A 13,415-nucleotide genomic window follows, 5' to 3' on the forward strand; every position below is an offset into this window, starting at 1 on the left:
CANNCNNAGCTCCGCCGGCCGCTTTTGTATCTCGGCCAGTGAACCGAGCCCCAGCCAATCAGCCGCATTGGACGTAAATTTGCGCGGGCCGTCGATCTGGATGTCACCGTTGGCAAGGGCGCCGGAGAGGCCCTGCGAGCCTATCCATATGCGCACCATGGTCTTCAGCGCGGCTTCGATCTGCACGTCGATCTCGAAGCCCGGATCGACATAGCAGAGGTCCACCTCGTCGCGCGCGAACACCAGCCAGTGCAGCCGCTTGCCTTCCGGCGCATCGGGGAAATGAAAGCGCACGACGAAACGGTCGGGAAGGCTGGACAGCCGGCGGACGTGGCGCCTGATGTCCCACATCAGGAAATCGGTATCGACATCGGCGAGCGACGGCTCGACATCGATCCATTCCTGCCCCCAGACCGCGATGGCGCGCACCACCTCGCCGAGCGCCTTGCCGGCTTCCGTCAGCCGGTAGGCGGCCGGCTTGCCGGGGCCTTCGCTGCCGCGCGAGACCAGCCCGAAGGTTTCGAACTCCCTCAGCCTCTGCGCCAGCAGCGTGCGCGAGACCAGCGGCACGCCGCGTCGGATCTCGTTGAAACCGCTCGCCCCTTCGAGCAATTGCCGCAGGATCAGCACAGTCCAGCGGGTGCACAGGATCTCCGCCGCCATCGAGAGCGGACAATACTGACCGTAGCCGTTGCGTTCCTGCATTTTGCACCGGTCCGCTGCGTCGGAAAACAGACTGCCTGCCCTGTATAGGCCTGCGCGCGCGCCGCGACCAGTCCAGCTTCTGGACTAGTCGGACGGCCGGATGCGGTGCAAGCATCACCCTCGCGACAACCCCTGTCGCGCAACCGGGAGAGGGTTCGAACCATGGCAAAGGCTGACCCCGATTTTCTGACTGATGTAGCTCAGCTTCGCGAGATCGTCGGCCCGGTGGGCGAGAAGGTGGCGAACAAGACCATCGACCATATCGACGCGATTTGCGCGACCTTCATTTCGATGTCGCCCTATCTGGTCCTGGCGACTCGCGGCCGCGACGGGCTGCTCGACCTCTCGCCCAAGGGCGATCCCGCCGGTTTTGTCGATGTGCTGGATGACAGGACACTTGCCATTCCCGACCGTCTCGGCAATGGCCGCTTCGACAGCTATGAGAACCTGATCGCCGACCCCTCGCTTGCCCTGATCTTCCTCATTCCGGGCCACACCGACACGCTTCGTATCGCCGGCGAAGGCCGCATCAGCCGCGCCCCCCAACTTCTCGCCCGCTACCCGGTGAATGGAAAGGAGCCTCGCTTCGTTCTTCTGGTCACCGTGCGCCAGGCCTTCCTGCATTGCGCCAAGAGCACCGTGCGGGCCGGCCTGTGGCGCCAGGAGACATGGCCGGACTCGTCACGCGTTCCCTCGCTGGCCCAGGCCATGGTGGCGCACGGCAAGCTGGCGCTTGGCGTCGCCGAGATGCAGGACATCATCGACCGGGATGGCAAGACAAGGCTCTACTGATCCTCAAGCCACCGCCACACACTCGATCTCGATATCGAACTCCATCGGCCATGACGCCACCGGCACAAAACTCCGCGCGGGCGGGTTCACGCTAAAATACCGGGCATAAACCCGGTTGATGGCGTTGTAGAAGCCGGAATTGACGGCGTAGATGCGCACCATCACCACATTGTCCAGCGAGGTGCCGGCCGCTTCCAGGCAATGTTTCAACGCCTTCAGCGATGCCTCGGTCTGCACCTCGATGTCGCCGCGCACCATCTCGCCGGTCACCATGTCCACCGGCGGCGTCGCCGAGATGAACACGAAGCCGTTGGCCTTCACCGCTGTCGAACAGGGAAGGCCGAGCGCCCGCACCTTGGCCGACATGACGGGCACTTCGATGATTTCTTTCTTCATGGCAAAGCTCCCTGAGTATGTAGCAGGCTGCCGCGTTAGTTCTAATGAAGAGGCCCCTAACCCCTCCCCTCAAGGGCAGGGCTATCGCATATGGATTCTTGCGAAGAAGGACCCCCACCCTAACCCTCCCCACAAGGGGGAGGGAACGCTGCCGCGTGCCTTTAATTCTTCTTTGGCACCGAAAAGACAAGCGATTTGCGTAGGTCAGCGCCAACGGAAGTCCCCCTCCCCCTTGTGGGGAGGGGTTAGGGGTGGGGGTCCTCTTCGCAAAAACTATAGGTGACAACCCTGTGGTTGACGGAGAGCTTATCCCGGCGCTAGCCGAACGCCAGCGCCGTTCTTCCCTTCTCCCCTTGTGGGAGAAGGTGGATCGGCGCGATAGCGCCGAGACGGATGAGGGGTGTTCCAGCGGAGTGAGGCGTTAGCGTTCCCTGGAACACCCCTCATCCGTCGCCTTCGGCGACACCTTCTCCCACAGGGGGAGAAGGAAGATGCGGCGCTAGAGAAAACCGATGAACCGTCCGGCGAAAAGCACGGAAGTCCACAACAGCATCGAGAGCACGGCCAGGGCGATCCCGCCTGCCGGCGCGTCGCCGCCTTTTGCGCGGCGAAAGCGCATGAAGGCGAGGAAATTGATGCCGGCGAGAAAGATGAGTGTCATCTTGGCGAGGAAAATCGGCATTGCCGCATAGGTGCCCGCCTTGACGGAAAACAGCAGCGAGCCCGTGACAAGCGCACCCGCGAACGCACCCAAAGCAACACGGCGCAGCAGCGTGACGAACGCCGCCTGCGGCAGCGAACGGAAGGCGCCCCAGATCCTGAGGTCCATGAGCATGACGCTGGTCAGCAGCGCGCCGATCGACATGATGTGGAGCGCATTGACGATGGGATAGGCAATGAAGGAGCCCTTCAGCCACCGCGCCAAAGCGAGTTGCTCGATGCCGGCGAAAAACTCCGTCATCTAGGCCGGCGGCACGCGGTCGGGATAGACATCATAGGTCTTGCCGCCGACGATGACGCGCACCGCTTTCATGCGCTTTTCGCTCGCCTCGACCGAGCGGTTGCCGATCGCGGTCACCTCGTCGCCGATCTTGGCCACCTCCTCCGTGAAGCCGGCGGCGATGGTGCGGGACGGCGGCGCCATCTCCACCCGCCAGGCCTCGCCCTCGGCGTCCACATCCAGCGTGGCGTGCGGATTGCCGATATAGATGGCCGTGATCTTGCCTTTGAGCTCGAAAAACCCGTCCTGCGTCCACGACCAGCCATGATGGGCATAGGCCGCGGTGCCGGCGGCAAGCATCACGGCCGCCGTCAGCGCGACGCTGCGAATTCCATTGAAAGGCGACTGCATCGCTCGTCTCCTCGGTTCGTCCACCATGCATTCGAGAGTAGGACACGGCGCGGCAACGTCAAATCACATCGGCCAAAAGATCGGAACCGCCAAGCGCCCCGCTCGATCACCGGCGTGAACGATCCGGCCTTGCTAATGACATCCATGCACGCCACTCTCGCCTTCCCTGCCCGCTCTTCTCCGGGCTGAAGACCGGACACAAACGCGAAAACGAGGCAAACCATGAGCAGCATGAGAGACCGTCAGGAAGGCTTCGAAAAGAAGTTCGCGATGGACGAGGAAACGAAGTTCCGGGCCATGGCGCGCCGCAACAAGCTGCTCGGCCTGTGGGCCGCCGAACAGCTCGGCAAATCCGGCGCGGACGCCGACGCCTATGCGAAGGAAGTGGTGCACTCGGATTTCGAAGAGGCAGGCGACAACGATGTGTTCCGCAAGGTGCGCGCCGATTTCGACGCGGCAGGCATCGCCCAGTCGGATGCCCAGATACGCACCGCCATGGAAACCCTGCTGGTGACCGCGGTGGAGCAGATCAGGTCGACCTGAGCGCCGCTCAGTCCGGCCCCGGATACGGCGTGCCGTCCTGTGCAGGAAGCGCACGTCGGAGCTCGGGCTGGCGCAGAGGCCGCCTCAGCGCGATCTACGACCGAAAGTTGGAGTTCCATTCGACCTCGCGAAGGAGCCTGCCGGCGCGACACCGGGTTGTCTTGCCTCGCGCTGTTGAGTTCGTGCGACCGCCCGGCTGATCATTTGATCGGCCGCCTGCACGTCGAATTCCCCGCCCGGGTCGCGTCTGGCCGAACCGCGAAAGAGCGCCGCCCTCAGGCCAGGGTATTTCAGGAGCACAGCCCCCAGGCAGAACAACCCGACCAGGCACCATGATCCGATGACCATCAACTGGCTGCCGAAAGACCGCTTTGGTGCGTCGGCTTCCGAAATACCGAGAAGCGGCAACAGCTCCCGCACCTTGTCCTGTTTCAAGTCCACGTAGCGTTGGGATGTCTTGAAGTAGCCGACCCATTCGCCGCCGCCGAACATGCCGAATTTATAGCCAAGATCGAAATGCTCGCCTTCTTCCGCAAAAGCCGCCGGCAGATCGTGAACGAAACGCACGTCTTCGACACCGATTGGAACAGGATGCGCTTTTTCGGTTGACGACGAGCCGTGCACTCCGGGGATCGGGAGCACTCGAAACCGCATTTTTCGAGCCTCGGCGTCACTGGCGAAGAACATCGAACAGAGCGCTGCCAGCGTGAATGCCATCACGAGCTTCATATCTTCCCCCGGATCAACAACCCAGAAAGCCGCATCTGTCGAATACACGGGAAAATAGTATTTCTCGTTTTTGGAGAAACTAAAATTTTAGGGAACAACCAGAACACATCTTGCCGTCACCGATGCCGATACATCGTCCGAGGCATCCGCCGTAGCGCTCTACGGCGCCCCCCCTCTGTCCTGCCGGACATCTCCCCCACAGGTGGGGAGATTGGCAGCTTCGGTGCCAGCTTTCTTCTTGCAATGTTCAGAATTGGCGAAAGCCGTGGTGACGGCCAATCTCCCCACTTGAGGGGGAGATGTCCGGCAGGACAGAGGGGGGCGCCACAGATCGCCGACTTTGAACCGCCCTCACCCCTGATGCGCGGCCGCCAGTTCCTTCACGTGTTTTTCGTGCATCTGCAGCGTCGGCAGGGTTTTCTTGGCGAATTCCTTCATCGCCGGGTCGTCGCCGGATTGCGCATAGCCGCTGAACAGCGCCACGGCTTCCTTGTGGGCGTTGGTCTGCATCTCGATGTATTTGGCCTGGAACTGATCGCCGCTGGCGCCCTTCAGCTCATCGAGCATCTTCTGCTCCTTGGGCTGCAGGGCCGGACCGGACGGCGCGGTGGCCGAGGTTGTCTGGCCCTGGGCAAGCGCCGCCTTGAATTCCTCGCCGGCCTTGGTGTGATCGGCGATCATCTGTTTGGCGAACGCCTTGACGTCGGCATCGGTCGCCTTCTGCTCGGCGAGCTTGCTGGACTCGATCTCGAACTCATTGGCGCTCGGCACCGTCTTGATGAAGGTCGAAGTGTCGACCTTCGTCGTCGTAGCGAGCGGCGTGGTCGTGGCGGTCGTGTTCGACTGGGCAAAGGCCGGCGCGCCGGCAAGCAATGCTGCTGCGGTCATAATGGTAAGCGTTTTCATGGCATGTCTCCGGTTGGAATTGTCCCTCGGACAATCCAACGTCGCTTGGGCACTCCGGTTGCAAGGAGATTAGGCCAGCGTCACCTCGCCTTCGTCCTCGCCGTCCCAATAATGCGCGCGCGTCGCATCGATCTTGATCATCGCCAGCCCCGGCGTGTCGGTGCCCTGCTCGAACCACTGGTCGATGTCCTCGTTCCAGTGCTCCTCGAAGGCCGCCTTGTCGCGGATGATCTCCGCTTTGCCTTCGACGGCAACCCAGAAGCCGTCCTCGCCCTGGAAGGCCAGCGACACGTTGGCGTCGCGTTCGATGTCTTCCACCACCTTCGATTTGTCCCAGGTGAAGTAGTAGGAGGAGCCGTCATACTCGACGTCCTGGTTGTTGCTCATCGGCCGCCCGGCAATCGTGCCGTTCTCGGCGTGGGTCGACAGCATGGCGACATCGATGTCGCGCATCCTTTCGGCAATCTCGGCAAGGCTTTTGTCGGTCATGGCGTGCTCCTTTGGCAGGTGTTGGCTATGCCAACGTCCGATCTCGGCTTTGGTTCTCAGGAACTGTTGGCGGCGCCAATCATTGACCGCGAGGAGGAACCCAGATGCGAAAGCTGCGCAAGGGAACACGCGTCACCTGGGCCTGGGGCGCACACACCGCGGAGGGCAAGGTCACCGAGAGCTTCACCCGCGATGTGAAGCGCACGATCGAGGGCGCGGAGGTCGCGCGCAAGGCAAGCGAGGACGAACCCGCCTACCTGATCGAGCAGGCGGATGGCGGTCATGTCCTCAAGAGCCATTCCGAGCTGAAGGGTGGCGACTGACATCCATCCTTTCAGTGGCAACAAGCCTCGCCATATTGCAGCTGCTCGCTCCAGCTCGGTCGCCCTTCCGGCGTGAAATCCATCAGGTTCCACAGCGTTTCGCAGGTGCCGAGGCCGCGCGGGTCCTGACCCGGCTCCGTCGGCGCGAAATCCAGTTCCGAACTCCAGAAATGGCGTATGCCGTCGCCGTCGCGGTGGAACACCGACAGCAGCGGGATCTGTGAGCCGTCGGCCGCCTCCGCATTGTAATCGCGCTTGAAGCTGTTGGAGGCCGAAGACACCAGCCGCATGTTGCGCCAGCCCCGATCACGGCCGAGCGTGACCAGGTTTTCGAGCGCGGTCTTGCCCACCACCGCGAAATTGAAGCCGGCCGCCTCGAGATGGCCGACCGCGCCGTCGAACTGGTCGAGCAGCGCCGTGCAGGAGGGGCATGGCTGGTCCTGCCGGGCGAGCTTCGCCGTGCCGCCACTGGTCGCCACCTCGCGCTTTTCCTGCGGATGGCGCGGGAACATCATGTTGTAAAGGATGAGCGAGTCCTTGCCGGGCGCGAACAGATCCGACAGCTTTATCTTTGCAGGCCTCCCATCGCCGTCCAGCCCGTCGAACTCATAATCCTGGCGGATCAGCCCGCCCGGCGGCAGCGCGCGCCGGGCCTCGGCGACCTCTTCCATGACCCGGCGCAGTTCGATTTCCTTGCGCAGCAGTTTTTCACGCGCGGTGCGGTATTTCGCGGATTCATTGGGAAAGGTGATCATGATCGGCTCCTTCAAGTCGCGGCGCCGGCGTCCCGGCGCGGTTGTTCTGCGACCCAAGGACGTTTGCCGGCGATCGCCCCCGACATTTATTTGCGCATGATGAGATGTCGTAATACCTGTTCGGGCAGCGTGATCCGGGGAACAACATGCACGACGACGAGATCGATCTGCGCTGCCCGCAAGTGGTGGCCGACAACGCCGCCAAGGGCCTCAGGCTGCGCGGCGAGTTCGGCCGTGGCGGCACCGAGATCGGCGTCGCCCGCGCCACCGAGCTGAAGAACCGGGAAAAGCTTGCGCCCTCCACCATCCGCCGCATGGTCAGCTATTTCGCCCGCCACGAGGTCGACAAGCGCGGCAGGAATTACGGCAACGAGCAAAACCCGTCGGCCGGTTACATCGCCTGGCTGCTGTGGGGCGGCGACGAAGGCCGCGCCTGGGCGCTGGAACTCAAGCAGAAGATCGGCAACGCGCCGGACATCTGAGCGTTTCGCCTCTCACCCCTTGACCCCGCCGGCGGTTAGGCCGGAGACGATCTTGCGCTGGAAGATCAGCACCAGCACCACCAGCGGCACCGTGACGATCACCGAGGCGGCCATGATGTTGCCCCATGGGATCTCGAACTGCGAATTGCCGGAGAGCAGCGCGATCGCCACCGGCACGGTCCGCTGTGCGTTGTTGGAGGTGAAGGTCAGCGCGAACAGGAACTCGTTCCACGCGCCGATGAAGGCCAGCAGCCCGGTGGTCGCCAGCGCCGGCCACATCAGCGGCAGGAAGACCCGGGTGATGATGATCCACGGCGTCGCGCCGTCGAGGATCGCCGCCTCCTCGACTTCGACAGGCAGGTCGCGGACGAAGGTGGTGAGCACCCAGACGGTGAACGGCAAGGTGAAGATCATGTAGGAGAAGATCAGCGCGAACAGCGAATTGTAGAGGCCGAACATGCGGACCAGTTCGAACAGCCCGGCCAGCAGCGCCACCTGCGGGAACATCGACACCGACAGGATGATGAACAGCAGGGCCGAGCGGCCGCGGAATCGAATACGCGCCAGAGCGTAGGCTGATGTGACGCCGAGCAACAGCGAAAGGGCAACCACCCCGCCCGAGACGAAGAGCGAGTTCAGCAAATTGCGCACGAAGCTGCCTTCGGTCAGCACATTCCGGTAGTTGGCGAGACTGATCGTTGTCGGCCACAGATCGGCCCGGAACAGCTCAGTCCCCGATTTCAGGCTGGTGACGATGGCGTAATAGAACGGAAACACGGCGACGAAGACGATTGCCCCGACCAGCAGATAAAAGGCCGTGCGCTTCACGATCCACATGTCAGCGGCCTCCGTCCAGGCTTATCCGGCCGATCCGGATGGTGACGATGGTGAGCAGAGCGAGGATCAGGAAGAGCAAGGTCGAGGCGGCGGAGCCATAGGCGAACTTGTCGAACTCGAACAGGTTCTCGCGGGCGAACACCGACATCGACTTGGTGTGCACATTGTTGGGCGTCAGCACATAGATCAGGTCGAAGATGCGCAGCGCGTCGAGCGCGCGGAAGATCACGGCCACCATCAGCGCCGGGCGGATGAGCGGCAAGGTCACCCGCCAGAAGATCTGCCAGGGGTTGGCGCCGTCGAGCTTGGCGACCTCTATGATCTCCCTCGGCAGCATCTGCAGCGCGGCCAGGATGAGCAGCGTCATGAACGGCGTCGCCTTCCAGATATCGACGATGAGGACGGCCGCCATCGCCGTGTCGGCGTTGGCCGTCCAGGCGATCTTGGTGCTGATCAGGCCGAGGTTGAGCAGCACGACATTGATGATGCCGAACTGGTCGTTGAGCATCCATTGCCACATCTTCGCCGAGACGATCGTCGGGATCGCCCAGGGGATCAGGATCGCTGCCCTGACGATGCCGCGGCCAGCGAATTCCGCGTTGAGAACCAGGGCAATGATCGTGCCGAGGATGGTCTCGCAGGTCACCGAAATCACGGTGAAACGCACCGTGTTCCAGACGGCACGCCACCAGACCGGATCGACGAGCAGCCCGTCATGGAGGGTCCGGCCGCTCGGCATGTGCAGCACCGAGAAATAATTGGCGAAGCCGACCCATTGGCGCGCGTCGAGGTCGGCCAGCGAGGCGTCGGTGAAGCTGAAATAGACCGTGCGGGCAAGCGGCCAGCCGGCCGCCGCGGCGAGCACCAGCAGCATTGGCGCCAGGAAAAGCCACGCCGAGCGAACGCGCTGTGCCCTCAACGAGTGCGCGGCCCTGGCTGTTTCCGGTTCTGTCCTTGTCATCTCGCTCCGCTCGTTGCGATCGCGCCGGCCGGCTGTCCCAGTATCGTCACCAGCCTCGGCCCTTCAGCCTAGTCAGTGTCGCTTCGAGGTCGGCCAGATTGTCGGCGGCAGTGCCGTCGCCCGAGAGCGTGTTGTGAACGGCGTTCCAGAACTGGCTCGACGCCTCGTTGTATTTGATCCTGGTCGCGGCCGAGGGGCGCGGCACCGCATCGAGAAATATCTGCTTCCAGCGCGGAATAATCGGGTGCTCCCTGGCAATGTCGGCATCGTCATACAGCGCCTGGATGGTCGGCAGGTTGGACGTCTTCAGCGCGCGGTATTTCTGCATCGCAGGCGAGGCGATGAACTTGACCAGCCCGATCGCGGCATCCGGATGCTTCGAATATTTGGAGACGGCGAGGTTCCAGCCGCCCAGGGTTGCTACCGGCCGGGCGCCCTCGCCCGTGCCGGCCGGCAGTGGCGCCACGTCGAACTTGCCCTTGATCGGCGAGCCCTCGCCGTTGCCGAGCGCGTAGGCATAGGGCCAGTTGCGCATGAACACGGCGTTGCCTGTCTGCCAGACGCCGCGCGATTCCTCTTCCTGGTAGGCAAGCACGCCGGGCGGCGCGATGGTCCCGACCCAGCCCTTGACCATGTCGAGCACCGCCGCCGCTTTTGGATTGTTGATGGAGATGGAGCCGTCCGGCTCGATGATCTGGCCGCCGCCATTCGACATCACCCATTCGAGCGCGTCGCAGGTCAGCCCCTCATAGGCATTGCCCTGAAAGACGAAGCCCCAGATATCCCGATTGCCGGCCGCGCGCTCCTTGTCCATGACCAGCCTGGCGGTGTCCGCCAGTTCCTTCCAGGTGGCCGGCACCTTGGCGCCATATTTGTCGAGGAGATCCTTGCGGTAGTAGAGCGCCGGCGCATCGGTGAAGATCGGCAAGGCGACGAGCTTGCCGTTGACGGTCTGCGACTGGATGATCGACGGGAAATGCTCAGCCACGATGTCCTTGGTCGCCGCGGTCAAATCGACGAGTTGCCTGGCAAGCTGCGGCGCCCAGATCACATCAGTCTGGTAGACGTCGATGTCGCTGTTTCCCGCGGCGAGCCAAAGCCGGTACTGGCCGAACTGGTCGGTCCCGGACGTCGGCATGACGACGATGCCGACCTTGTTGCCGCTGTCTTTCTCGTAACGGTCGAGGATCTCGCGCAGCACCTTGATGCCGTCGCCTGTATCGCCCGACACCATCGACAGCTCGACTCCCCGCGCCGGCGTGCCAACCAGCATGGCGGCGACGCCAAGCGCCAGGAATGCGTGAGAAAACTTCATGGTGGTGGATGTCCCTCCGCGGCCGGAACGGAAAACCCTCCCACCCGCCGGCAGCTTGTCAGACCCTCACCTCCCATTGAATGCGAAGCGGCGCTTTGGGTTCCCAAATCGCGCGGATGTACTGCCGCCCTGGAGACTGTTTCGAAATTCGCTCTGGCGAGCCATATGGTGGTGGTTTGGAGACTCGGAGCGCAGCGTACTTTTGGGTAGGTGAGCTCAGTTCTACTGCGTCGCAGTAGAACTAGGGAAGCGCAGAAAACGCCATCAGATGGCCGCCAGAGTAGAATTTCCAACAGTCTCTTAGCCTTCCCAGGCGACAGGCATCATCCCCAGCCGCTCATAGAGCCGGACGGCGGCGGGATTCTCGACCGTGTTGGTCTTGAGGTCGACATGATCGGCGCCGCGTTCGCGAAAAACGGCGAAGGCGTGCCACATCAGCGCTTCGGCAACACCCTTGCCGCGCGCCTCGGGATGAACGGCAAGATCCTTGACGAAGGCGCGGGTCCAGCACAGCGCCGCCGCCGCCAGCCGGCCCTTGGCGTCGATGACGAGGAAGCACAGCGCCGGGTCGAATTCGGGATCGTCGGCGATGCGCGGCCACCACTCGTCGAACGGACCATCGGCGCCGTCGTCGAACACCTCGGTCAAAAGCGCATGAAGGGGTAGCGCATCACCGGGCTCGAAGCTGCGCATGACAAAGCCGTCGGGCCAGTGCGGCGGAACCAGCGTCTCGTCGAGGATCTTGCGCAGCCGGATGTCGTCTAAAGCCGGCGGGCGCGGTTCAGGCATCGCGCTCAGGCGTCGGGCTGCAGGCGGCGGCGCTGGCGGTCGCGGCCAAGGCCGGTCGCCTCGAGCAGGCCCTTGCGCTTGGCGTCGTAATAATAGCCGGTCTGGTAGAGCCAGTCGGCCTTCTTGGCGTTGCCGCCGGCCACCAGCCAGGCGCCGCGCAGATATTTGACCGCGTATTTCAGATTGGTCTCGGCGTCGAACAGGCCCTTGGCCGGCCCGTCATAGCCCATGCCGCGCGCCGTCGCGTGTTTGATCTGCATCAGCCCCCAATGGCCGTTGTTGTAGGCTTTCGGGTTGAAGGTGCTCTCGCGGTTGACGACATGGCGCACCAGATCCACCGGCACCTGATAGATCACGGCATATTTTTCGATCAGCCGCTCGACATCGCCGCGCACTCCCGTCGCGCGTTCTTCGATCGGCCCGACGGGACCCTGCACCAGGGCAGCCGGGTTCTGCGGCACGACATAGGCGATCTGCTGGACGCCGGGCATGCGGTCGCCCTTGGCGGTCGCCGGCACGATGAGCCCTGCGGTCGTATAGGTCTCGGCGGCCTTGACCGGCTCGCTTGCATTTGCCGGCGGCGGCGCCTGCCAGGCATTGGCGGTCATCACCGCGGGCACGGCGGGTGCCGCCGGTGTCGATCCGGCGAAAGCGGCGGTCGCGGCAGCCGGCTGTGCGGCGGGATCGAGCGGCAGCTCGGCCGTTTGAACGGGGAGGATCCCTGATGATTCCGGCAGCACCGAAACCGTCTCCGGCAGAGGCACTGTGAAGCCGGCATCAGCGCCGGCGGCGGTCGCTGTTTCGGTTAGAGCGGGCGCGGATTTCATCTGCGAGGTCGACGTGCAGCCGCTGATGCCGGCGGCAGCGAGGATCACGCCGATCGCGATAAGGTTGAGTTTTGCTGGCAAGCCGCGCTCGGGTCCGGTTTGTCGGGTTGTTAAGAAATCCCTTACACCAGCGATTCAGGCCGGGCAATCGGGGCGATCAGGTGGTTTTCGGGTGGCGAGACTTGAGGCGTGATGCCATATTGTTCCGGATATGTACTGGGACGAATCCCGGTTTTCGCCACTTTGCGGGAAGGAACGCATCATGGTCACGACAGCTTCGATCACGGCCGGCCACGCAGTGTTAGAAACAGTGATCGGTTTCATGGGCATTGCCTGGAGCGAAAAGGGCCTGATCCGGCTCTGCCTGCCCGAACGCAGCCGCGAAGCGGTGGAACGGCGCCTGCTGCGCCATGGCGGCGTTTCCAGCGCCACGGCGCAGCCGCCATGGGTGGTCGAGCTGATCGCGTCGATCAAGGCCTATGCGGGGGGCGAGGACGTCGATTTCTCCGCCGTGCCGGTCGATCTCGACGGCGTCGACGGTTTCCGCCTCGCCATTTACGACGCGGCGCGAAAACTCTCCTTCGGCGAAACCACCACCTATGGCGAGCTGGCCAAGACCGCCGGCCATGCCGGGCTCGCCCGCGAGACCGGGGCGGCGCTTGGCGCCAATCCGGTGCCGCTGGTCATCCCTTGCCATCGCATCCTTGCCGCCGGCGGCAAGATCGGCGGCTTCTCGGCGCCGGGCGGCTCGGTCACCAAGGAAAAGATGCTGGCCATGGAAGGCGTGCGCGTCGGCCCGCCGCCGCCGGCGCAGGTGTCGTTCGGGTTTTGAGGCGGGCTAGTTGTTATGGAAGAACCGCCGGCGGAAATGCCGGTCATTGTCCGGCCGCTTGCAGTTGTAGACCGGGCAGGACTTTGTGTCGGCGCTCGGCACGTAGGCCCGTGTCCTCACCTCGCCCATGCTGCAGAATCGCTGGCTCTGCACATAGCGGTCGTAGAGCGGCAGTCCCGGCACCCGCTTCGACTGGTAGCGCAGGATGACCGCTCCCTGCCGGGCGATCGTCGCCTGAACCTTGCCGCAGCTCATACGCGTCGGGTCGTGGCGCGAGATCGCCTGAGCCTGAGCGGCGCCAAGCGTCAGGCAGGCGGCAAGCAGAATGGTTTTCATGGTCCTCTCCCCCAAGATCCCCTCCCAAGCGGATGTGGATCGAACAC

The 13,415-nt window shown here is 63.5% G+C and carries 18 protein-coding genes and 1 pseudogene (1 of these 19 only partly in view); 5 read left to right on the forward strand and 14 right to left on the reverse strand.

Annotated features, from left to right (window positions below; all coding sequences use genetic code 11):
- Nucleotides 1–705 (reverse strand): annotated as a pseudogene (locus MESCI2_RS01000000135805) (winged helix-turn-helix transcriptional regulator); its annotated part reaches 29 nt to the left of the window's first position; the annotation flags it as partial.
- A 162-nt stretch (nucleotides 706–867) separates the two neighbouring features.
- On the opposite strand from MESCI2_RS01000000135805, the gene MESCI2_RS0127605 reads away from it, so the two are divergent.
- Nucleotides 868–1,497 carry an MSMEG_1061 family FMN-dependent PPOX-type flavoprotein gene (locus tag MESCI2_RS0127605; protein WP_027039299.1) on the forward strand — a complete coding sequence of 210 codons (630 nt, stop codon included), beginning with the start codon at nucleotides 868–870 and terminating at the stop codon, nucleotides 1,495–1,497.
- 3 nt (nucleotides 1,498–1,500) lie between these two features.
- Here the strand turns inward: MESCI2_RS0127605 and MESCI2_RS0127610 are convergent, their stop codons facing one another.
- The 3 genes from MESCI2_RS0127610 to MESCI2_RS0127620 form a co-directional block, all read right to left on the reverse strand.
- Complete coding sequence (locus tag MESCI2_RS0127610; RefSeq protein WP_027039300.1) at nucleotides 1,501–1,893, reverse strand: Rid family hydrolase; 393 nt, start codon at nucleotides 1,891–1,893, stop codon at nucleotides 1,501–1,503.
- A 499-nt stretch (nucleotides 1,894–2,392) separates the two neighbouring features.
- Nucleotides 2,393–2,854: a hypothetical protein gene (locus tag MESCI2_RS0127615; protein WP_027039301.1), complete on the reverse strand. Its 462-nt coding sequence runs from the start codon at nucleotides 2,852–2,854 to the stop codon at nucleotides 2,393–2,395.
- Nucleotides 2,855–3,244 (reverse strand): DUF6152 family protein, encoded by a 390-nt coding sequence (locus MESCI2_RS0127620; RefSeq protein WP_027039302.1) that lies wholly within the window; start codon nucleotides 3,242–3,244, stop codon nucleotides 2,855–2,857. It abuts the gene before it with no gap.
- A gap of 222 nt (nucleotides 3,245–3,466) precedes the next feature.
- On the opposite strand from MESCI2_RS0127620, the gene MESCI2_RS0127625 reads away from it, so the two are divergent.
- A complete protein-coding gene (locus MESCI2_RS0127625; RefSeq protein WP_027039303.1) occupies nucleotides 3,467–3,787 on the forward strand; it encodes a DUF1476 domain-containing protein in 321 nt (106 codons plus the stop codon).
- Nucleotides 3,788–3,871: 84 nt separating this feature from the next.
- Here MESCI2_RS0127625 and MESCI2_RS0127630 read toward each other — a convergent pair whose 3' ends face one another.
- From MESCI2_RS0127630 to MESCI2_RS0127640, 3 genes are all read right to left on the reverse strand, one after another.
- On the reverse strand, nucleotides 3,872–4,516 hold the full coding sequence (locus MESCI2_RS0127630; protein WP_032901403.1) for a hypothetical protein: 645 nt from the start codon (nucleotides 4,514–4,516) through the stop codon (nucleotides 3,872–3,874).
- Nucleotides 4,517–4,867: 351 nt separating this feature from the next.
- Nucleotides 4,868–5,422, reverse strand: coding sequence for a DUF4142 domain-containing protein (locus MESCI2_RS0127635; RefSeq protein ID WP_027039305.1), 555 nt, complete (start codon nucleotides 5,420–5,422; stop codon nucleotides 4,868–4,870).
- Between the two features lie 69 nt (nucleotides 5,423–5,491).
- Nucleotides 5,492–5,911 carry a pyridoxamine 5'-phosphate oxidase family protein gene (locus MESCI2_RS0127640; protein WP_027039306.1) on the reverse strand — a complete coding sequence of 140 codons (420 nt, stop codon included), beginning with the start codon at nucleotides 5,909–5,911 and terminating at the stop codon, nucleotides 5,492–5,494.
- 104 nt (nucleotides 5,912–6,015) lie between these two features.
- On the opposite strand from MESCI2_RS0127640, the gene MESCI2_RS0127645 reads away from it, so the two are divergent.
- Complete coding sequence (locus MESCI2_RS0127645; RefSeq protein WP_027039307.1) at nucleotides 6,016–6,234, forward strand: DUF2945 domain-containing protein; 219 nt, start codon at nucleotides 6,016–6,018, stop codon at nucleotides 6,232–6,234.
- Between the two features lie 11 nt (nucleotides 6,235–6,245).
- On the opposite strand, the gene MESCI2_RS0127650 is transcribed toward MESCI2_RS0127645, so the two are convergent.
- The gene (locus tag MESCI2_RS0127650; RefSeq protein WP_032901404.1) at nucleotides 6,246–6,989 is read right to left on the reverse strand and encodes a DUF899 family protein; all 744 of its coding nucleotides are present in this window, start codon (nucleotides 6,987–6,989) and stop codon (nucleotides 6,246–6,248) included.
- A 146-nt stretch (nucleotides 6,990–7,135) separates the two neighbouring features.
- Here MESCI2_RS0127650 and MESCI2_RS0127655 point away from each other — a divergent pair, with 146 nt between their 5' ends.
- The gene (locus MESCI2_RS0127655; protein ID WP_027039309.1) at nucleotides 7,136–7,471 is read left to right on the forward strand and encodes a hypothetical protein; all 336 of its coding nucleotides are present in this window, start codon (nucleotides 7,136–7,138) and stop codon (nucleotides 7,469–7,471) included.
- 12 nt (nucleotides 7,472–7,483) lie between these two features.
- Here the strand turns inward: MESCI2_RS0127655 and MESCI2_RS0127660 are convergent, their stop codons facing one another.
- The 5 genes from MESCI2_RS0127660 to MESCI2_RS0127680 all read right to left on the reverse strand — a co-directional run bounded on the left by MESCI2_RS0127660 (nucleotide 7,484) and on the right by MESCI2_RS0127680 (nucleotide 12,281).
- The gene (locus MESCI2_RS0127660) at nucleotides 7,484–8,308 is read right to left on the reverse strand and encodes a carbohydrate ABC transporter permease (RefSeq protein WP_027039310.1); all 825 of its coding nucleotides are present in this window, start codon (nucleotides 8,306–8,308) and stop codon (nucleotides 7,484–7,486) included.
- Nucleotide 8,309: 1 nt separating this feature from the next.
- A complete protein-coding gene (locus MESCI2_RS0127665) occupies nucleotides 8,310–9,269 on the reverse strand; it encodes a carbohydrate ABC transporter permease (RefSeq protein WP_027039311.1) in 960 nt (319 codons plus the stop codon).
- A gap of 46 nt (nucleotides 9,270–9,315) precedes the next feature.
- On the reverse strand, nucleotides 9,316–10,584 hold the full coding sequence (locus MESCI2_RS0127670; protein WP_027039312.1) for an ABC transporter substrate-binding protein: 1,269 nt from the start codon (nucleotides 10,582–10,584) through the stop codon (nucleotides 9,316–9,318).
- Between the two features lie 300 nt (nucleotides 10,585–10,884).
- Nucleotides 10,885–11,373, reverse strand: coding sequence for a GNAT family N-acetyltransferase (locus MESCI2_RS0127675; RefSeq protein WP_027039313.1), 489 nt, complete (start codon nucleotides 11,371–11,373; stop codon nucleotides 10,885–10,887).
- 5 nt (nucleotides 11,374–11,378) lie between these two features.
- Nucleotides 11,379–12,281 (reverse strand): lytic transglycosylase domain-containing protein, encoded by a 903-nt coding sequence (locus tag MESCI2_RS0127680; protein ID WP_027039314.1) that lies wholly within the window; start codon nucleotides 12,279–12,281, stop codon nucleotides 11,379–11,381.
- A 181-nt stretch (nucleotides 12,282–12,462) separates the two neighbouring features.
- Between MESCI2_RS0127680 and MESCI2_RS0127685 the strand changes: the two genes are divergently transcribed.
- Nucleotides 12,463–13,032 carry a methylated-DNA--[protein]-cysteine S-methyltransferase gene (locus MESCI2_RS0127685; protein WP_027039315.1) on the forward strand — a complete coding sequence of 190 codons (570 nt, stop codon included), beginning with the start codon at nucleotides 12,463–12,465 and terminating at the stop codon, nucleotides 13,030–13,032.
- Nucleotides 13,033–13,038: 6 nt separating this feature from the next.
- On the opposite strand, the gene MESCI2_RS0127690 is transcribed toward MESCI2_RS0127685, so the two are convergent.
- Nucleotides 13,039–13,368, reverse strand: a complete 330-nt coding sequence (locus tag MESCI2_RS0127690) for a hypothetical protein (protein WP_027039316.1) — start codon at nucleotides 13,366–13,368, stop codon at nucleotides 13,039–13,041.
- Nucleotides 13,369–13,415: the final 47 nt, after the last annotated feature.

It is taken from the genome of Mesorhizobium ciceri WSM4083, assembly GCF_000519305.1.
GTDB lineage: Bacteria > Pseudomonadota > Alphaproteobacteria > Rhizobiales > Rhizobiaceae > Mesorhizobium > Mesorhizobium ciceri_B.